16 protein-coding genes and 5 tRNA genes are annotated in these 18,861 nt (G+C 62.9%); 2 read left to right on the top strand and 19 right to left on the bottom strand.

Features of this window, described 5'->3' with window-relative positions; translation table 11 throughout:
- Positions 1 to 225: 225 nt before the first annotated feature.
- A tRNA-Arg gene (locus tag VJS90_RS21555) sits at positions 226 to 302 on the bottom strand.
- Between the two features lie 304 nt (positions 303 to 606).
- Between VJS90_RS21555 and VJS90_RS21550 the strand changes: the two genes are divergently transcribed.
- The gene (locus VJS90_RS21550) at positions 607 to 795 is read left to right on the top strand and encodes a hypothetical protein (RefSeq protein WP_324123649.1); all 189 of its coding nucleotides are present in this window, start codon (positions 607 to 609) and stop codon (positions 793 to 795) included.
- A 9-nt stretch (positions 796 to 804) separates the two neighbouring features.
- Here VJS90_RS21550 and phnN read toward each other — a convergent pair whose 3' ends face one another.
- Positions 805 to 1,401 carry a phosphonate metabolism protein/1,5-bisphosphokinase (PRPP-forming) PhnN gene (phnN, locus tag VJS90_RS21545; RefSeq protein ID WP_324123648.1) on the bottom strand — a complete coding sequence of 199 codons (597 nt, stop codon included), beginning with the start codon at positions 1,399 to 1,401 and terminating at the stop codon, positions 805 to 807.
- Between the two features lie 347 nt (positions 1,402 to 1,748).
- On the opposite strand from phnN, the gene VJS90_RS21540 reads away from it, so the two are divergent.
- Entirely contained in the window at positions 1,749 to 2,075 is a 327-nt protein-coding gene (locus tag VJS90_RS21540; RefSeq protein WP_003254499.1) for an Arc family DNA-binding protein, read from the top strand.
- A 66-nt stretch (positions 2,076 to 2,141) separates the two neighbouring features.
- Here the strand turns inward: VJS90_RS21540 and mgtE are convergent, their stop codons facing one another.
- The 17 genes from mgtE to VJS90_RS21455 form a co-directional block, all read right to left on the bottom strand.
- Positions 2,142 to 3,584 (bottom strand): magnesium transporter, encoded by a 1,443-nt coding sequence (mgtE, locus tag VJS90_RS21535; RefSeq protein WP_324123647.1) that lies wholly within the window; start codon positions 3,582 to 3,584, stop codon positions 2,142 to 2,144.
- A gap of 350 nt (positions 3,585 to 3,934) precedes the next feature.
- Positions 3,935 to 4,011 (bottom strand) — tRNA-Arg (locus tag VJS90_RS21530).
- Between the two features lie 74 nt (positions 4,012 to 4,085).
- Positions 4,086 to 4,162, bottom strand: a tRNA-Arg gene (locus VJS90_RS21525).
- Positions 4,163 to 4,236: 74 nt separating this feature from the next.
- Positions 4,237 to 4,313: transfer RNA gene (locus VJS90_RS21520), tRNA-Arg, on the bottom strand.
- A gap of 104 nt (positions 4,314 to 4,417) precedes the next feature.
- Positions 4,418 to 4,508 (bottom strand) — tRNA-Ser (locus VJS90_RS21515).
- A gap of 72 nt (positions 4,509 to 4,580) precedes the next feature.
- A complete protein-coding gene (gene csrA / locus VJS90_RS21510; protein WP_023533771.1) occupies positions 4,581 to 4,769 on the bottom strand; it encodes a carbon storage regulator CsrA in 189 nt (62 codons plus the stop codon).
- 180 nt (positions 4,770 to 4,949) lie between these two features.
- Positions 4,950 to 6,185 carry an aspartate kinase gene (locus VJS90_RS21505; RefSeq protein WP_324123646.1) on the bottom strand — a complete coding sequence of 412 codons (1,236 nt, stop codon included), beginning with the start codon at positions 6,183 to 6,185 and terminating at the stop codon, positions 4,950 to 4,952.
- 87 nt (positions 6,186 to 6,272) lie between these two features.
- A complete protein-coding gene (alaS, locus tag VJS90_RS21500) occupies positions 6,273 to 8,897 on the bottom strand; it encodes an alanine--tRNA ligase (RefSeq protein WP_324123645.1) in 2,625 nt (874 codons plus the stop codon).
- A 177-nt stretch (positions 8,898 to 9,074) separates the two neighbouring features.
- Positions 9,075 to 10,082 carry a succinylglutamate desuccinylase gene (gene astE, locus VJS90_RS21495; RefSeq protein WP_324123644.1) on the bottom strand — a complete coding sequence of 336 codons (1,008 nt, stop codon included), beginning with the start codon at positions 10,080 to 10,082 and terminating at the stop codon, positions 9,075 to 9,077.
- 9 nt (positions 10,083 to 10,091) lie between these two features.
- Complete coding sequence (locus tag VJS90_RS21490) at positions 10,092 to 10,379, bottom strand: topoisomerase II (protein WP_324123643.1); 288 nt, start codon at positions 10,377 to 10,379, stop codon at positions 10,092 to 10,094.
- Between the two features lie 14 nt (positions 10,380 to 10,393).
- Entirely contained in the window at positions 10,394 to 11,743 is a 1,350-nt protein-coding gene (gene astB, locus VJS90_RS21485; protein WP_324123642.1) for an N-succinylarginine dihydrolase, read from the bottom strand.
- Positions 11,744 to 11,778: 35 nt separating this feature from the next.
- Positions 11,779 to 13,242, bottom strand: coding sequence for a succinylglutamate-semialdehyde dehydrogenase (gene astD / locus VJS90_RS21480; RefSeq protein ID WP_324123641.1), 1,464 nt, complete (start codon positions 13,240 to 13,242; stop codon positions 11,779 to 11,781).
- Positions 13,239 to 14,270: an arginine N-succinyltransferase gene (astA, locus tag VJS90_RS21475; protein ID WP_324123640.1), complete on the bottom strand. Its 1,032-nt coding sequence runs from the start codon at positions 14,268 to 14,270 to the stop codon at positions 13,239 to 13,241. The genes astD and astA overlap by 4 nt, the downstream gene beginning before the upstream one ends.
- Positions 14,271 to 14,353: 83 nt before the next feature.
- A complete protein-coding gene (gene aruF, locus VJS90_RS21470) occupies positions 14,354 to 15,373 on the bottom strand; it encodes an arginine/ornithine succinyltransferase subunit alpha (protein WP_324123639.1) in 1,020 nt (339 codons plus the stop codon).
- A gap of 127 nt (positions 15,374 to 15,500) precedes the next feature.
- On the bottom strand, positions 15,501 to 16,721 hold the full coding sequence (locus tag VJS90_RS21465; RefSeq protein WP_324123638.1) for an aspartate aminotransferase family protein: 1,221 nt from the start codon (positions 16,719 to 16,721) through the stop codon (positions 15,501 to 15,503).
- Positions 16,722 to 16,968: 247 nt separating this feature from the next.
- Positions 16,969 to 17,949, bottom strand: a complete 981-nt coding sequence (argR, locus tag VJS90_RS21460) for a transcriptional regulator ArgR (RefSeq protein ID WP_324123637.1) — start codon at positions 17,947 to 17,949, stop codon at positions 16,969 to 16,971.
- Between the two features lie 120 nt (positions 17,950 to 18,069).
- The gene (locus VJS90_RS21455; protein ID WP_324123636.1) at positions 18,070 to 18,834 is read right to left on the bottom strand and encodes an ABC transporter ATP-binding protein; all 765 of its coding nucleotides are present in this window, start codon (positions 18,832 to 18,834) and stop codon (positions 18,070 to 18,072) included.
- Positions 18,835 to 18,861 lie beyond the last annotated feature (27 nt).

Here is an 18,861-nt window from a genome sequence, read left to right as displayed (position 1 = left end):
GCTTGCCCTCGCACGCCAACAACCCGTTACAGCGTTCGAGGGCCTGGATGCGCGTCACGGAAGCGATGGAAAGACTCAAAGACTTCCTGGTCAACCAAATCAGCCTGGGCGCAGTCAAGGAAGGAGCTTCAAAATGCCTGCCATGGAGAATCACAGCACTGGAGGCATTGCGATTCAGTCGAAATGCCCCCTATCGGGTGAACATGCTGAAAAGCTTGAGAAATATGGTGTCCCAGGCAGGGTTCGAACCTGCAACCTTCCCCTTAGGAGGGGGATGCTCTATCCAATTGAGCTACTGAGACACACGCGTCGGCAGCAAGCGCTGCATGAAACGACGGCCAGCATGTTAACCACCGACGTGCCATTTGTCATGCGTTCAATCGGGCTTTTTGCCCGTAGTCCTGCCAGGTACAAGTTGACCCATCGTGCAAGCTGCAACGGTGGGCATCGTGCAGAATGCAAAGTGCAAGGCGCGCAGTGTGTAACACCAGTGATAAACAACTGATTTAAAAGGATTTTTTTAAAGATTTCAGCTTGGCACGCCGAGTGCTTCATCAATCGGGAAGCGTAGTGGTACCCGTCACCCCTTAGCCGGAGATACCCCCGATGAACACTGCACTGGTTCTGTTGAACGTTCTGGCCCTGACCACCGTGATCGGCCTGAGCCAGTTTGGTGGCGCCGCGGACCAGGTTGCCCAGCTCAAGCAGACCCCAGCCCTCTCGGCACGCCAGGCAGTGATGGGAGACGCACCCGCGCACATCCAGCGACTGTCGTCGGATCGTGTTTCGTTCTGAGGTCTGCAATCACTCGGCAACCAGGCCTTCCTCGCGCAGAATGCGCATAAGCCCCCGCGCGGCATCTTCCAGCGCGCCCGAATTGTCCAATGCTCGCACCGAGCCGTCCTGTACCCGCTGCAACTGGTGCCCGCGTACGAGCCGCTGCTCGATCTGCACGACCGGCTCCCGCGCCCTCGCCAGTAATCGCTGTCGCAAAACCGCCGGATCAACCTCCAGCTGAATGGCCAGCAGGTCGGGATAGCGGGCTCGTGCATGGCCAAGGTAAGCCCGAGAGCCATTGACCAGCACATGCATGCCCTCCTCCAGCGATGCATCGATACTCGCCGGAATGCCATAGGCCAGCCCGTTGGCCTGCCAGTCGAGGGCTAGCGCGCCAGCCGCTTTCAACCTGGCGAACTCATCGACCGACACGCCGATCGCGTCTTCCCCTTTCGCCTCCGCGGAACGGGTGATCACCCGACGCGCCACGCCGACGCCGGCCGCGAGTAGCCGTGCCCGCGACATCTCGATCAGGGAATCCTTGCCGGCCCCGGAAGGCCCCATGAGGTAGATCAACCGGCCGGAAGAATCCTGATTGCGCCGCGCGCTTGCGTCATGCTGCATAGCCACTATGCTCAGTAGAGGGGGAACCTGCGCATTCTAGGTGTTTTCCTTGTCCTTTGCCGTCGTGTATCCGGATTTCACGACAAAGGATTGAAATGCAAGTGACCGGAGCGCGAGCAAATCTTTTCAAACCAGTGCTCATTTCTGATAATTGGTACTGGCACTAAGCCTTTATCCAGATCACTATTTGTCACAGATTTGACGCCAAGGAAACGGCGACCTTGAGGCATGATGGGCACCTAATTCGCAGTATGGGTTGAACATTTTGTCAACGCGACGGTCGTACATCCCATCGTGCGGCCAATTTTGAGAACCGCTTCCCCTGAACTACAAGACCGGTCAATTATATGCGCCCAATGAAACAGGCTATCTACTCGAGCCGCACTGCTGACAAGTTTGTCGTCCGCCTGCCTGACGGAATGCGTGAGCGCATCGCCGAGGTAGCGCGCAACCATCACCGCAGCATGAACTCCGAAATCATCGCGCGTCTTGAGCAAAGCCTTATCCAGGAAGGTGCTCTGGGTGATGAACTGAGCATGCGCCTGGACAGCCCCGAGTTGTCGCTGCACGAACGCGAACTGCTGCAACGTTTCCGCCAGTTGTCCCATCGACAGCAAAACGCCCTGGTTGCATTGATTGCACATGACGTTGAAATGGCGGCCGACGCTTCCTGATTTGCCGTGACACAGGCATGAAAAAGCCAGCGTAAGCTGGCTTTTTTGTGTGCGCTCACCTGGCGATCAGAGCAGGAAGACAGTCGCCAGGCCAAGGAAGATAAAGAAACCGCCGCTGTCGGTCACGGCAGTGATCATCACGCTCGCCCCCATGGCCGGATCCCGGCCCAGACGCGCGAGGGTCATGGGGATCAGCACGCCCATCAATGCGGCCAGCAGCAAGTTCAGCGTCATGGCTGCCGTCATCACCAAGCCCAGCGACCAACTGTCGTAGAGCACATAGGCCACGACGCCGATGACGCCGCCCCAGATGATGCCGTTGAGCAAGGACACCGCAAGCTCCTTGCGCATCAGCCGTGAAGTGTTGCCGGGGCTGACCTGGTCCAGAGCCATGGCCCGAACGATCATGGTGATGGTCTGGTTGCCGGAGTTGCCACCGATGCCCGCGACAATCGGCATCAGCGCGGCCAGCGCCACGAGCTTCTCGATCGAGCCTTCGAACAGGCCGATGACGCGCGATGCCAGGAAGGCGGTGATCAGGTTGATGGCAAGCCATGCCCAGCGGTTGCGCAGCGAACGCCATACCGAGGCGAAGATGTCTTCTTCCTCGCGCAGGCCCGCCATGTTCAATACTTCGCTTTCGCTCTCTTCACGAATCAGGTCGACCATCTCGTCGATGGTCAGGCGGCCGATCAGGTGGTTGCTCTTGTCCACAACCGGCGCGGATACCAGGTCGTAGCGCTCGAACGCCTGGGCGGCATCGTAGGCGTCCTCATCAGGGTGGAAGCTGACAGGGTCGCTGGCCATGACCTCGGTGACCATCTTTTCCGGATCGTTCACCAGCAGGCGCTTGATCGGCAACACGCCCTTGAGGATGCCATCGCTGTCGACCACGAACAGCTTGTCGGTATGCCCGGGCAGCTCCTTGAGCCTGCGCAGGTAGCGCAGCACCACTTCAAGGCTGACGTCTTCGCGGATGGTGACCATCTCGAAGTCCATCAGCGCGCCGACCTGGTCCTCGTCGTAGCTCAGGGCTGAACGCACACGCTCGCGCTGCTGGGCATCGAGGGTTTCCATCAGCTCGTGGACAACGTCGCGCGGCAGCTCGGGGGCGAGGTCGGCGAGTTCGTCGGCGTCCATTTCCTTGGCGGCAGCCAGAAGCTCGTGATCGTCCATGTCGGCGATCAGGTTTTCCCGCACGGCGTCGGACACTTCGAGCAGGATGTCGCCGTCGCGCTCGGCCTTGACCAGCTGCCATACCGTCAGACGGTCATCGAGGGGCAAGGCTTCGAGGATATAGGCGACGTCTGCGGAGTGCAGGTCGTCGAGCTTGCGTTGCAGCTCTACCAGGTTCTGCCGGTGAACGAGGTTCTCGACCAGGTCCTGGTGGTGCCCTTCCTGACGGTGAGTGAGATCTTCGATCACGCGTTGACGCTGCAGAAGATCGACCACCTGAGCAAGGCGGTCCTGCAAGCTGTCTTGAGATTTTTTTACTTCGACTTCGGTCATAGGCGAACTCCACTCCCAGCAGCGGAGCACGCCGGGAGAATCAATCGATCAGATCATGATTGGCAAATCGGGCTATTGAGTAACTACTGGGTAAGTCCATGGTGGTATTCCACAAGCCCCGGCGGGGCTGACGGGCGCAATCATACACTGCCTCATCTGTCGCAGCGCTTAAATTTTTGGCGATAACAAGCGTTTACGGTGTGAAGCTATGACAATGCTCACGACCATGAGTGCGACGGCATGCACAGGCAGAAGAACACACGAGGTGCGGATTGAGGGGCGCGGAAGGCAGCCAGAACTGGAATGCCGGAAAGCAGAAAGCCCGCTACGAGAGCGGGCTTTCTGCTGTATGGTGGACTCAGCAGGATTCGAACCTGCGACCGCTCGGTTCGTAGCCGAGTACTCTATCCAGCTGAGCTATGAGTCCAGAGTGGGTAGTTTTAGACCAGATTACCACTGGTTGAAACAAAGCTGCCTGGGTGACCAGCCAGCTCTATTGTATGGTGGACTCAGCAGGATTCGAACCTGCGACCGCTCGGTTCGTAGCCGAGTACTCTATCCAGCTGAGCTATGAGTCCAGAGTGGTAGTTTTAGACCAGATTACCACTGGTTTTAACGAAATCGACCGGCCTTGCCAGGCAACTTCATTATATGGTGGACTCAGCAGGATTCGAACCTGCGACCGCTCGGTTCGTAGCCGAGTACTCTATCCAGCTGAGCTATGAGTCCATGTTGCGCATTATAGTTCGCTATTTCAGCTTTGCAACCATTTTTTCGTTTAATTTCAACGACTTAGCGGTTAAGCCAGTGTACAGCGCCCTACATTTGAATAATGGCGGAGAAGGGGGGATTCGAACCCCCGATACCCTTGTGAGGTATACTCCCTTAGCAGGGGAGCGCCTTCGGCCACTCGGCCACCTCTCCGCAACACGGGGCGTATAATAACCAGAGGCTTCCCCGTTTGCAAACCCTTTTTTAAAAAAAACTCGATAAAAATTAAAGGCTTGGTTCTTCGTCTTTCTCGTTCTTGATCCGCAGGTAGATTTCCTCGCGGTGAACGGCCACTTCCTTAGGGGCGCTGACGCCAATACGCACCTGGTTTCCTTTGACGCCAAGCACCGTCACGGTGATCTCGCCATCGCCAATGATCAAGCTCTCGGCGCACCGACGAGTCAGAATCAGCATAGTTTTCTCTCCAAGCAATTCATTCAGGGACAACAGTCTGTAGAAGGCCCGGACCTCCACTCCCCTACCGGAGGCGGCGACCAGGCCTGTGAAGCAACTCGCGCAGGCAAAAGGACAGGATTGCCGGCACAAGCCAGAAACGCGAAGGGCGCGGCAAGCCGCGCCCTTCCAGGCAGCGCCTTACTCGCTCTGTCGAGCGGGGGCGTCAAGTTCGAAGGCGGTGTGCAAGGCTCGCACGGCCAGCTCCAGGTACTTCTCCTCGATCACCACCGAGACCTTGATCTCGGAGGTGGAGATCATCTGGATATTGATGCTCTCCTTGGCCAGGGCTTCGAACATGCGGCTGGCGACGCCTGCGTGCGAACGCATGCCGACGCCGACGATCGAGACCTTGGCGATCTTGGTGTCGCCGCTCACCACGCGCGCGCCGATTTCGCGAGCGGTGTTTTCGAGGACGGCCTGGGCCTTCTCGTACTCGTTGCGGTGCACGGTGAAGGTGAAGTCGGTGGTGTTATCGTGCGAAACATTTTGCACGATCATATCGACTTCAATGTTCGCGGCACTGATCGGGCCGAGGATCTTGAAGGCAACGCCCGGGGTATCCGGTACGCCGCGGATGGTCAGCTTGGCCTCATCGCGGTTGAAGGCGATGCCGGAAATGATCGGCTGTTCCATGGATTCCTCTTCATCAATGGTAATGAGGGTACCCGGACCCTCCTTGAAGCTGTGCAGCACGCGCAGCGGGACGTTGTACTTGCCGGCGAACTCGACCGAACGGATCTGCAGCACCTTGGAGCCGAGGCTGGCCATTTCCAGCATCTCCTCGAAGGTGATCTTCTCCAGGCGGCGAGCCTGGGCCACCACGCGTGGATCGGTGGTGTAGACGCCATCGACGTCGGTGTAGATCTGGCACTCGTCAGCCTTGAGCGCGGCGGCCAGCGCCACACCCGTGGTGTCGGAACCGCCGCGGCCCAGGGTGGTGATGTTGCCGTGCTCGTCGACACCCTGGAAGCCTGCCACGACCACCACGCGCCCGGCGTTCAGGTCGGCGCGGATCTTCTGGTCGTCGATCTGCAGGATGCGCGCCTTGTTGTGCGCGCTGTCGGTGAGGATCCGCACCTGGTTGCCGGTGTAGGACACCGCCGGCACGCCACGCTTCATCAAGGCCATGGCCAGCAGCGCGATGGTCACCTGCTCGCCGGTCGAGACGATCACGTCCAGTTCACGAGGAACCGGCTGGTCGGTGATCTGCCTGGCCAGGTCGATCAGGCGGTTGGTTTCGCCGCTCATGGCCGACAGCACAACCACCAGGTCATCGCCGCCTTCACGGAATTTCTTGATCTTGTCGGCAACCTGCTCGATCCGCTCGATGGAGCCGACAGAGGTGCCGCCAAATTTCTGTACGATCAACGCCATTTCAATGCCGCCTCAGCCCATGAATGGGCACCCAATAAACAATCCAACATGCCGCGGCCGGTGACTAGACCACCGGCCGCGGGCATCTTAAAGACCCTGCTCGACGAAAGGCACGGCCAGGGCCAGAGCGCTGTCCAGGGCCGCGGCGTCGACACCACCACCCTGGGCCATGTCCGGACGGCCACCGCCCTTGCCTCCCACCGCAGCAGCGGCTTGCTTCATCAGATCACCGGCTTTGAGTTGGCCGGTCAGGTCCTTGGTCACGCCGGCAACCAGCACGACCTTGTCCTCATGCACACTGCCGAGCAGGATCACTGCGCGGCCGAGCTTGTTCTTCAACTGGTCGACCAGCGCCAGCAGCGCCTTGCCGTCCTGCCCGTCCAGGCGGGCGGCGAGCACCTTGGCGTCCTTGACCTCGACCGCGCCATTGGAGAGATCGTCTCCGGCGGCGCTGGCGGCCTTGGCCTGCAGTTGCTCCAGCTGTTTTTCCAGCTGGCGGTTGCGCTCGATCACCGCCGAGAGCTTGTCGATCAGATTGTCGCGGCTGCCCTTGACCAGCTGCGCGGCTTCCTTGAGCTGCTCTTCGGCACCATTGAGGTAAGCCAGTGCCGCGGCGCCAGTGATCGCCTCGATACGGCGCACGCCGGAAGCCACGCCACCTTCGCTGATGATCTTGAACAGGCCGATGTCACCGGTGCGCTTGACGTGAATGCCGCCGCACAGCTCGACCGAGAAGTCGCCGCCCATGCTCAGCACGCGCACGCTGTCGCCGTATTTCTCGCCGAACAGCGCCATGGCGCCTTTGGCCTTGGCGGTGTCGATATCGGTTTCTTCGGTCTCTACATCGGTGTTCTTGCGCACTTCGCGGTTGACGATGTCTTCCAGGGCCTTGATCTGCTCTGGCTTGATCGACTCGAAGTGGCTGAAGTCGAAACGCAGGCGCTGGCTGTCGACCAGCGAGCCTTTCTGTTGCACGTGGTCGCCCAGCACCTGGCGCAGCGCGGCGTGCAGCAAGTGGGTGGCCGAGTGGTTCAGCGAGGTGGCCTTCTGCACGTCGGCATCGACGCGGGCTTCGATCTGCGCACCGACGCTCAGGGCACCGCTGGCGACCACGCCGTGGTGCAGGAACGCGCCACCGGTCTTGGTGGTGTCACGCACGTCGAAGCGCACGCCGTTTGCCTGCAGGTAGCCGTTGTCGCCGATCTGGCCGCCGGATTCGGCGTAGAACGGGGTGCGGTCGAGGACCACGACACCCTCCTCGCCTTCAGCCAGCTGCTCGACCTGCCGGCCTTCGCGGTACAGCGCAACGACCTTGGCCTGGGCTTCGGTCGCGGCGTAACCCAGGAATTCTGTGGCCACGTCGACCTTGACCAGGCTGTTGTAGTCCATGCCGAAGGCGCTGGCGGAACGGGCGCGCTCACGCTGGGCGTCCATTTCGCGCTCGAAGCCCGCTTCGTCGATGGTCAGGCTGCGCTCGCGGGCGATGTCCGCGGTCAGGTCCATCGGGAAGCCGTAGGTGTCGTACAGCTTGAACACCACGTCGCCCGGAACCACTTCGCCTTGCAGCTGGGCCAGGTCCTGCTCGAGGATCTTCAGGCCCTGCTCCAGGGTCTTGGCGAACTGCTCTTCCTCGGTCTTGAGGACGCGCTCGATGTGCGCCTGCTGGGTCTTGAGCTCAGGGAAGGCTTCGCCCATCTCGGCGGCCAGGGCGGCAACGATCTGGTGGAAGAAGCTGCCCTTGGCGCCCAGCTTGTTGCCGTGGCGGCAGGCGCGGCGAATGATGCGGCGCAGCACGTAGCCACGGCCTTCGTTGGATGGCAGCACGCCATCGGCGATCAGGAAACCGCACGAACGGATGTGGTCGGCGACCACCTTGAGCGACGGCTGGGCATCGTTGCTGCAGCCAATGGCCTTGGCGGCGGCGGCGAGCAGGTTCTGGAACAGGTCAATCTCGTAGTTCGAATGCACATGCTGCATGACCGCGCTGATGCGCTCCAGGCCCATGCCGGTGTCCACCGACGGGGCGGGCAGCGGGTGCAGCACGCCATCGGCGGTGCGGTTGAACTGCATGAAGACGTTGTTCCAGATCTCGATGTAGCGGTCGCCGTCTTCTTCAGGCGAGCCGGGCGGACCGCCCCAGATGTCGGCGCCGTGGTCGTAGAAGATCTCCGTGCACGGGCCGCACGGGCCGGTGTCGCCCATGGTCCAGAAGTTGTCGGAGGCGTACGGGGCGCCCTTGTTGTCACCGATGCGCACCATGCGCTCGGCGGGCACGCCGACTTCCTTGGTCCAGATGTCGTAGGCTTCGTCGTCGCTCGCGTAGACCGTTACCCAGAGCTTCTCCTTGGGCAGGTTGAGCCACTTGTCGGAGGTCAGGAAGGTCCAGGCGAAGGTGATCGCGTCACGCTTGAAGTAGTCGCCGAAGCTGAAGTTGCCCAGCATTTCGAAGAAAGTGTGGTGACGGGCGGTGTAGCCGACGTTTTCCAGGTCGTTGTGCTTGCCACCGGCACGCACGCACTTCTGGCTGCTGGCGGCACGGGTGTAGGCGCGTTTTTCCTGGCCGAGGAAGCAGTCCTTGAACTGGTTCATGCCCGCGTTGGTAAACAGCAGGGTCGGGTCATTGCCCGGAATCAAGGAGCTGGAGGCAACTCGGGTATGTCCCTGCTCTTCGAAGAAGCGAAGGAAGGCTTCACGGATTTCTGCGCTTTTCATAGGTTCTTCCACGGAAACGGCGGCCTGCGTCAAATTGACGAAACGACGGCAAAGGGCCGCATTATATCGGTCCTGCAATCTCGGTGCAGTGTGTTTATGCGATCGAAACCGCCGATCGGACGGTTTGTCACAGTACCATCTCACACGCCGTGCTGCTGCACGATCCTGTGGCGGCGGTCAGGCCAGGTGCTGCCCGGAGTCGGGCACCACGAGAAGTCCCGCGCGCAGGCCGTTGCGGACCTTGGGATTGGGGAAGATGATGCGCGCGCCCTCCTCCTCGACTATCCAGCGCGTCTCGGCCAGGTCTTCGGCCAGCAGGTAGCCTTTGCTCAACTCCGAGAAGTTTTCGATGTCGGCCGGCAGGTGCAGGTGGAAGCTGTCGCTGTGCTTGATGATCTCGCGAGCGACACTGAACAGCTGCAAGCCGTCGAGTCGCTGGTCGGTCTCGGGCTCGTTGCCTTCGATCAACTGCCTGATCCGCACGTGCAGCAGGTCGAGGTTGACCTGTTCGTTCTGCCCGAAGGGACGCGCCTTGCCCAGTTCCAGGGTAAAGGCCTCGGCCTCCAGCTGCTCGTAGGTAAAGGCGCTGAAGGTGATCGAGGGCTTGCTCTGCAGCAGCACCGCCTCCATGCCCGCCGCGTGCAGGCGCGCCAGTTCCCGGCGGGAATGCTGGCGGCCATCCTTGTAGGGATAGAGGGCGAACTGCTCGATCTTCGAGCCGCGAAGGGCGGTGTGCAGGTCGTAGTGCAGGCGGGTGCGGCCCGGAAGGCTGAAGAACACCCGGGCAAACTGTTCCAGCTCGCCGGCGCGCAGCGCCTCGAAACCGCTGGACAGCTCGTGCCGGCCATTGAACAGGCGGTTGATGTCCTGCTCGATGAACCGTTCGCCCCGGCGGATCGCCTGGGGGTTGCCAAACAGGAACAGCACCCGCGCCCGCGGCTTGATATCACCGCGGGCCACCCCATGCAGCAAGGCGTCGAGCAGCTCGATCGGCGCGGTTTCGTTGCCGTGGATACCCGCCGACAGAAGCAGGTCCATGCCGTTGTCCCGCGCCTCTGGGGGCCGTATTTCCAGTGCCCCCTCGCCCAGCCAGCGCAAGCGTACGCCTTCGACTGTCACTTGGGTCTTCTCGGCCGGCTCATGGTCGGCGAGGGTCAGGTCAAGCAATTTGCCGAGGGCGAGCATGGCGGCTCCTTAGTGTTGATGACCGCAGTCAGGGCCGTGCACGTGATCATCGTCACCCGCTTCGGCCGGCTCCATTTCCAGCTGCAGGCTGACCAGGTTGGTGGCCATCGGGCGCAGCAGCAGGTTGGCGTACTCGGTGTCGTCTTCGTCGACATCGACACCGATCAGCAGCTGGCCGCGACCGTCCTGCTGGATCCACACCTCCTTGCCTTGCCAGACCACGGCAAAGCGCGTGCAGGACGTTTCCAGCTGGGTACCGTCGTCGTCTTCAAGGATCAGCTGCAGGGCGTCGGACATATCGAATTCTCTCTTCAAGGTTGGCGTTGGAAAGGATAGACCGAGCCCAGCTTGAGGATCTGGGTCAGTTCATCCAGTGCCGCTCGGCACTCGACCAGCAACTGCGGGTCGGCGAGGTCCGCGTCGCTCATGCGGTCGCGGTAATGCCTGTCGACCCAATGGAGCAGCGTGTCGTACAGCGGCGCGGTCATGATAACGCCTGGGTTGACCGCCGCCAGTTCAGTTTCATTCAGGGCGACGCGCAAACGCAGGCACGCCGGCCCGCCGCCGTTCTGCATGCTCTGCTTGAGGTCGAACACCTTGACCTCGGCGACCGGCCCGTTCTGGCCGGTGAGCTGTGTCAGGTAATGCCAGACCCGCTCGTTGTTGCGGCATTCTTCTGGCACCACCAGCAGCATCGAGCCGTCGGCGCGTGTCAGCAGCTGGCTGTTGAAAAGGTAGGAGCGCACCGCGTCCTCCACCGTCACGGCCGCGCGTGGCACGCGGATGGACTGGAAACGACCGCCCTTGCTGGCCAGTTTAGCCCGCAACTCGGCAAGCACCGCGTCGCTGTTCAGAAACGCGTCTTCATGGTGGAACAGCACCTCGCCATTGCCTACCGCGATCACATCGTTATGGAACACGCCCTGATCGATGACGGCGGGATTCTGCTGCGCGTAGACCACGCCATCATCGTGCAGGCCATGCAGCCGGGCCACGGCACGGGAGGCTTCGAGGGTCTGGCGCGCGGGATACTTCTGCGGCGCCGGGTAACGGGTGTCGAAGGCGCTGCGGCCATAGACGAAGAACTCGACGCCCGCCTCGCCGTAGTCGCGGCAAAAGCGCGTGTGATTCGCCGCGCCTTCGTCGCCGAACTGGGCGACCGCGGGCAAGGCGGCGTGATGGGCGAAGTGACGCTCATCGGCGAACATGGCGCCGAGCACCCGGCTGGTGGTCGGGTGCTCGATGCTGCGGTGGTATTTGCAATTGAGGTTGGCGGCGGTGAAATGCACGCGGCCATCGGCGGTGTCGGCGCTGGGGCTGACGGTGGCGGCGTTGGCCACCCACATGCTCGATGCCGAGCAGCTGGCCACCAGCAGCGGCATGGATTCCTTGGCCGCGCGCTGGATGACGTCGCCGTCGCTGCCACTGAAGCCCAGACGCCGCAGCGCCGCCACGTCCGGGCGTTCCTGCGGTGCGAGCACACCCTGCTGGAAGCCCATGTCGACCAGCGCCTTCATTTTCGCCAGGCCCTGGCGCGCCGCTTCGCGCGGGTTGGAGGACTGCTGGCTGTTGCTCTGCGAGGCGACATTGCCGTAGGACAGCCCGCCGTAGTTGTGCGTGGGTCCTACCAGACCATCAAAATTCACTTCGTAGGATTTCATCGGCTAGGCTCCGGGACCGTTTTTACAGATCGTTGTTATAGGGTGACGCCCGGCGTCAGCGACGCCGGCAGGACAAGGCTGGCGGTCTCCAGCGAAGCCACGGGGTAGGCACAGTAGTCGGCGGCGTAGTACGCGCTGGCGCGGTGGTTGCCGCTGGCGCCGACACCGCCGAACGGCGCGCTGCTGGCGGCGCCGGTCAGTTGCTTGTTCCAGTTGACGATGCCGGCGCGGCTGCGCAGCCAGAAATACTGGTAACGCGCGTGGGAGTCGGACAGCAAGCCCGCGGCCAGGCCGTACTGGGTGTTGTTGGCCTCGGCGATCGCCTGGTCGAAGTCGCGGTAGCGAATCACCTGCAGCAGTGGGCCGAAGAACTCCTCGTCACGGCGCTCGGCCACGGCACTGACGTCGAGAATGCCCGGGGTCAGCAGTGCCGCGCCGGCTTGTGGCTGGGTCATCGGCAGCAACGCCACGCCACCCTTGCCGAGCAATTCATCCTGGGCGTCAAGCAAGGCGCGCGCGGCGTCCAGTGAAATCACCGCACCCATGAAGGGCGGCGGCTGCTGGTCGAAAGGACCGACAGTGATGCCCTTGCACACCTCGACCAGTCGCCGCAGCAGCGTATCGCCCCAGGCACCTTCAGGCACCAGCAGGCGGCGCGCGCAGGTGCAACGCTGGCCGGCGGAGATGAACGCCGACTGGATGATGGTGTAGACCGCCGCGTCCAGGTCCTGGACCTGATCGACCAGCAGCGGGTTGTTGCCGCCCATTTCCAGGGCCAGGATCTTGTCCGGGCGCCCGGCGAACTGCTGGTGCAGAAGGTTGCCGGTACGGCTGGAACCGGTGAAGAACAGCCCATCGATGCCAGGATTCGCGGCCAGGGCAACGCCAGTGTCGCGTGCGCCCTGCACCAGGTTGAGCACACCACTGGGCAAGCCCGCCTCAATCCAGCACTGCACGGTCAGCTCGGCGACTTTTGGCGTCAGCTCGCTGGGCTTGAACACCACGCAGTTGCCGGCCAGCAGCGCCGGGACGATATGCCCGTTGGGCAGGTGGCCTGGGAAGTTGTAGGGGCCGAATACCGCGACCACGCCATGCGGCTTGTGCCGCAGCACCGCGGTGGCATCGGCCAGCGGGCCGCTCTTCTCCCCGGTGCGCTCACGGTAGCTCTGCACCGAGATCGCAACCTTGTTGACCATGCTGGTCACTTCGGTGACCGACTCCCACAACGGCTTGCCGGTTTCTTCGCCGATGCAATTGGCCAAGGCGTCGGCCTTGGCCTTCAGCTTCGCCGCGAAGGCTTCGAGCACGCTGATGCGTGCATCAAGGCTCAGCTGGGCCCAGGCTGGAAAAGCCTGGCGCGCGGCCTGGACCCCCGCCTCGACCTGCGCGGCACTGGCGCCCTGGCCCTGCCAGACCACCTGCTGAGTGACCGGGTTCAACGACTGCAGCGCGTCGCCCTGCCCGGCCTGCCACTGGCCGGCGATGTAATGCGTGGTCATCTTTTTACCTCCCGTTCAGCGGACAGCGGCACGGCGCGAACATGGTCGCCCGCCCCCAGGCGCAAGCGCTTGGCGGCCACGGGATCGACCACCAGGGTGCCAGCGGCCAGACGCGCAGGGGCGACAGTGATGCGGCAGTCATCGCGCTTGCGGTTGTGAATCAGGTAAGGCGTCGCGTCGTCACCCGGCGTGCCGACCGCCAGCACCAGGTGCTGGCTGTCGCGCACCGCGCGAATGCGGGCGGTCTCGCACTCGATCGCCGGGCCCGCGTCGAAGATGTCGACATACCCCTGGTAGTTGAACCCTTCGCTCTTGAGCATCGCCAGCGCGGGCTCGGTATCCGGGTGCACGCGGCCAATGACGTTGCGCGCCGGTTCCGCCAGAAAACAGGTGTACAAGGGAAACTTGGGCATCAGCTCGGCGATGAACGCCTTGTTGCCCACGCCGGTGAGGTAATCCGCCTGACTGAACTCCATCTTGAAGAAGTGCCGGCCCAGGCTCTCCCAGAACGGCGAGCGGCCCGCGCCGTCGGACATGCCACGCATCTCGGCGATGACCTTGTTGCCGAACAGCTCGGGAAACTCGGCGATGAACAGCAAGCGCGCCTTCGCCAGGAGCCGCCCGTTGAGGCCGGTGCGGTGGTCGCTGCGCAGGAACAGCGAGCACAGTTCGGAATTTCCGGTCAGGTCATTGGCCAGGAACAGCGTGGGAATCTCACGGTAGATGTTCAACTCCTGGGAGGCGCTGACCGTCAGGCCAACCCGGTAGTTGTACCAAGGCTCGCGCAGGCCGACCGCGCCGGCGATGGCTGAAATGCCGACCACCAGGCCCTCGTCGTTCTCGAGCACGAACAGGTAGTCGGTGTCGCCGCGCTCGGCTTCACCGCGAAAGGTCTTCTCGGCCCAGGCAACGCGCTGCTCAAGGCGTTCCTCGTTGGCTGGCAAGGTGGTCAGCCCGGTGGTACCGGTGCTGCGTGCCAATTCGATCAGCGCAGGTAAATCGCTGCTGCGTACAGGACGAACGATCATGCTATCTCCTTGAGCGGCGGCTTCGGCCTGCCGCGAAACCCATCGTTTCGAGTGCCTTTGCCTGGGCTATCCGGCCACAGGCTTCAAGCGGCGACCAGGCGCACGCTGCCACCTTCACCGACCCCCAGGGCCTCGGCGGCTTCAGCGCTGAGACTGACCGGCTTGCCCGGCACCCAGTCGAGCTCCAGCAGCACGGCGCGGTAGTCCTGCAGCTGGCCGTTGCAGACCAGGTACGGACGCCCACCCTTGACCGCCGCGGCGTCGACCTTGACCGGCACCACACGGCTCTGGGCGATGGAACGGATGCTGGACACCCGCGCGTGCAGGGTCGGGCCGCCGTCGAAGATGTCGATGTAATGATCGGTCTCGAAGCCTTCGCGCATCAGGATGTCGAAGGTGATCTGCGCTCGCGGGTGCACCTGGCCCATGGCTTCCTGGGCGGCATCGGGCAGCAGCGGCACGTAGATGGGGTAATGCGGCATCAGCTCGGCGAGGAAGGTGCGGCTCTTCAGGCCGCAAAGGCGCTCGGCCTCGGCGTAGTTGATGTCGAAGAAATTGCGGCCGATGGCATCCCAGAACGGCGAGTCGCCCTGGTCGTCGCTGTAGCCGACGATCTCGGTGACCACCGAATCGGCGAAGCGCTCGGGGTGCGCGGCCATGAACAGCAGGCGTCCACGGGAGTTGAGCTCGGCCCAGACGCTGTCCACCAGCTCTGGCAGCACGTAGAAGCTGGTCAGCAGGCTGTTGCCGGTCAGGTCGTGGCACTGGGACAGGACATGGATCTTGTTGTGGATCTTCAGCTCGCGCGAGGCATGCACGAAGGTCTCGTTACGAAAGCTGTAGAACGGCTCGGAGTAGCCGGCCGACGCGACAATGGCCGAGCAACCAGCCAGGCGGCCGGTACTGCTGTCTTCAAGGACGAAGAAGTAGCTTTCTTCACCGTTGAAGCTGACCTCGGCGGCAAACGAGGTCTCCGAGGCGGCGATCTTGTCGCCCAGCCGGCCAGCGTCGTCCGGCAGCGAGGTGACACCGATCGGGCTGTCCGCAGCCAGACGTTGCACTTCGTTCAGGTCGGCCATTTGCGCGGGGCGCATCACCAGCATGGTGTCACTCCTTTCGGGAAAGCAGGCCAACGCAGTCGGCACGGAAAAACGGCGGATGCCGGGGCACCCGCGGGGAATTCTTTCGTCACCGGCCTGCTGACAGGCCGGTGACGAACGCACAGGCCTATCAGGCCTGGGTCAGCTTGGCCACCGCACGCTCGAAACGGGCCAGGCCCTCGTCGATATCAGCATCCTCGACGACCAGGCTCGGGGCGAAGCGCACCACATCGGGACCAGCCTGCAGCACCATGACGTTTTCCTGCTCGGCGGCGTTGAGCACGTCCTTGGCCTTGCCCTTCCAGGCGTCGGACAGCACGCAGCCGATCAGCAGCCCGACGCCGCGCACCTGGGTGAAGATGCCGTACTGCTGGCCGATCTGCTCGAGGCGTGCCTTGAAGCGCTCGTGCTTGGCCTTGACGCCCGCCAGCACTTCAGGGGTGTTGACCACGTCCAGTACCGCGCCAGCCACCGCGCAGGCCAGCGGGTTGCCGCCGTAGGTGGTGCCGTGGGTGCCCACGGCCAGGTGCGAGGCCAGCTCGGCGGTGGTCAGCATGGCGCCGATCGGGAAGCCGCCGCCCAGGCTCTTGGCGCTGGTGAGAATGTCCGGGGTGACGCCGTAGTGCATGTAGGCATACAGCTCGCCGGTACGGCCCACGCCGGTCTGCACTTCGTCGAAGATCAGCAGCGCGTTGTGCTCGTCGCACAGCTTGCGCGCGCCTTCGAGGTAGGCAAGGTCGGCCGGGACCACGCCGCTCTCGCCCTGGATCGGCTCGATGACCACCGCGCAGGTCTTGTCCGAGATCTGCGCCTTCAGCGCTTCAAGGTCGTTGTACGGAACGTGACTGATACCGGTGATTTTCGGACCGAAGCCATCGGAGTACTTCGGCTGGCCGCCGACACTTACGGTGAACAGGGTACGGCCGTGGAAGCTGTTAACGGTGGCGATGATCTCGTGCTTCTCGGGACCGAAGCGATCATGGCCTACCCGGCGGGCGAGCTTGAACGCCGCCTCGTTGGCCTCGGCGCCGGAGTTGCAGAAGAAGGCGCGGTCGGCGAAGGTCGCGTCCACCAGCTTGTGGGCCAGGCGCAGGGCCGGCTCGTTGGTGAAGACGTTGGACACATGCCAGAGGGTGTTGGCCTGCTCGGTCAGGGCCGCGACCAGGGCCGGGTGCGCATGACCCAGGGCATTCACCGCGATACCGCCAGCGAAGTCGATGAGCTCGCGGCCCGACTGGTCCCATACTCGCGAACCCTCGCCGCGCACTGGAATGAACGCCGCCGGGGAGTAGTTGGGGACCATGACCTGGTCGAAATCGGCACGTTGCACCGGGGCTTGCTCAACGGACATCGGAGTCTCCTGAAGAGGAACGCTGGCCAGGAAAGGGCGAGCGATGGGGGGATTGTAAGGACTGAAAGGCGCCTGTCCTTGTCGCCAAGCGACAACTTGTTACAGCGCTAAACCCTGTTTCAGCAGGGCTTTCGGCAATGCGACAAACTTTGTCGCAATCGCGCAGTTTACGCGGTGTGAGGGCAAGCGGGGAATGGCCAGACACTTGATGTCGCGGACACGCTGCTACTTCAACCTGTGGGAGCAGTCAGCCGCGTTCGGCCGGCGCGGAGCTGAGCTCGAACGGGCTGCTGCTGCGCCGCTGGTTGCGGTCCTCGCGCGGGGTGGCGCCAAAGAAGTTGCGGTAGGCGCTGGAGAAATGCGGGCCCGAGGAGAATCCACACGACAACCCGATCTGGATGATCGACTTGCTGGTCTGCATCAGCATCTGCCGCGCCTTGTTCAGGCGCAGTTCCAGGTAATACTGGCTTGGCACGCGGTTCAGGTACTGCTTGAAGATGCGCTCCAGCTGACGGCGCGAGACGCAGACATGCTGGGCGATTTCGTCGGTGGTCAGCGGCTCTTCGATGTTGGCCTCCATCAGCAGCACCGCCTGGGTGAGCTTCGGATGGCTGGAGCCCAGGCGGTTCTGCAGCGGGATGCGCTGGCGCTCGCCGCCTTCGCGTATGCGCTCGACCACCAGCTCCTCGGACACCGCGCCCGCCAGTTCAGCGCCGTGGTCGCGGGCCAGCACCGCCAGCAGCAGGTCGGCCACCGACATGCCGCCACAGGCCGTCAGGCGATCACGGTCCCAGTCGAACAGGTGGCTGGTGGCGATAACCTTCGGATAACGTTCGGCGAAGTCGTCCTGCCAGCGCCAGTGCACCGCTGCCCGGTAGCCGTCGAGCAGGCCCAGCTGGGCCAGCGGGTACACGCCGGCCGACAGACCGCCGATCATGCAGCCGCCGCGCGCCAGTTGCTTGAGCGCCGCGGCCAGCGCGGGAGCAACCGCCAGTGGTGGCTCATCAGCCAGCAGAAACAGCTTCTGGCAGCCCTCGAGACGCCCGTTCCAGGGCTCGCCCGGCAAGCGCCAGGCACTTTCCTGCGGCACATCGGCCTGCAGAAAGACCAGCTCGTACTCCACCTCCGGATGCACCTTCTGCGCAACCCGCAACACGTCCTCGGCCAGCGCCAGGGTCAACGCCTTGGTGCCTGGCCAGATGAGAAAACCGATTCGCTGGGTGGTCATAGGGTGCGATCCGAAACCTGAAGTCATTCAACAAGCCGCGCGGGCGGGAACCAGAGCGCAAAGAGGGGCTGCGCCAGTCACGCAGCATGCCCTGTTATGGTGCAAAGGGGCAGCCCCCTTTTACTTGAGACTACCGGAAAGAAACTGCTTGAGGCGTTCCGATTGCGGGTTGACCAGCACCTCGCGCGGGTTGCCTCGCTCCTCGACCAGGCCCTTGTGCAGGAACACTAGCTGGTTGGACACCTCGCGGGCAAAGCCCATTTCGTGGGTGACCACGACCATGGTACGGCCTTCTTGCGCCAGCGACTGCATGACCTTGAGCACATCGCCCACCAGCTCAGGGTCGAGCGCCGAGGTCGGCTCGTCGAAGAGCATGACCTCGGGCTCCATCGCCAGCGCGCGGGCGATCGCCACGCGCTGCTGCTCGCCACCGGACATATGCCCCGGGAAGGCATCCTTGCGGTGCGACACGCCGACCTTGGCCAGGTAGTGCTCGGCCTTTTCCAGGGCTTCCTTCCTGTTGACCCCGAGCACATGCACGGGCGCCTCGATGACGTTTTCCAGCGCGGTCATGTGTGACCACAGGTTGAAGTGCTGGAACACCATCGACAGGCGCGAGCGCATGCGCTGCAGCTGACGGGGGTCGGCGGCCTTGAGCGCGCCTTCCTTTCCCGCGACCAGCTTGAGCTCTTCGTTGTTAAGCAGGATCTTGCCCGCGTGCGGCTGCTCGAGCAGGTTGATGCAGCGCAGGAAGGTCGATTTGCCCGAGCCACTGGAGCCGATGATGCTGATCACATCGCCCGCCTTGGCCGCCAGGGAAACGCCCTTGAGCACTTCGTGACTGCCGTAGCGCTTATGCAGGTCTTGGACTTCGAGTTTGTACATGCTGTCGGTTCTCACAAAGCGATCAGT

The sequence above is a fragment of the Pseudomonas sp. genome (assembly GCF_035277045.1).
Taxonomy (GTDB): Bacteria; Pseudomonadota; Gammaproteobacteria; order Pseudomonadales; family Pseudomonadaceae; genus Aquipseudomonas.
Note: the sequence above shows the minus strand (reverse complement) of the source record. Positions and strands in the feature narration are given on the sequence as shown.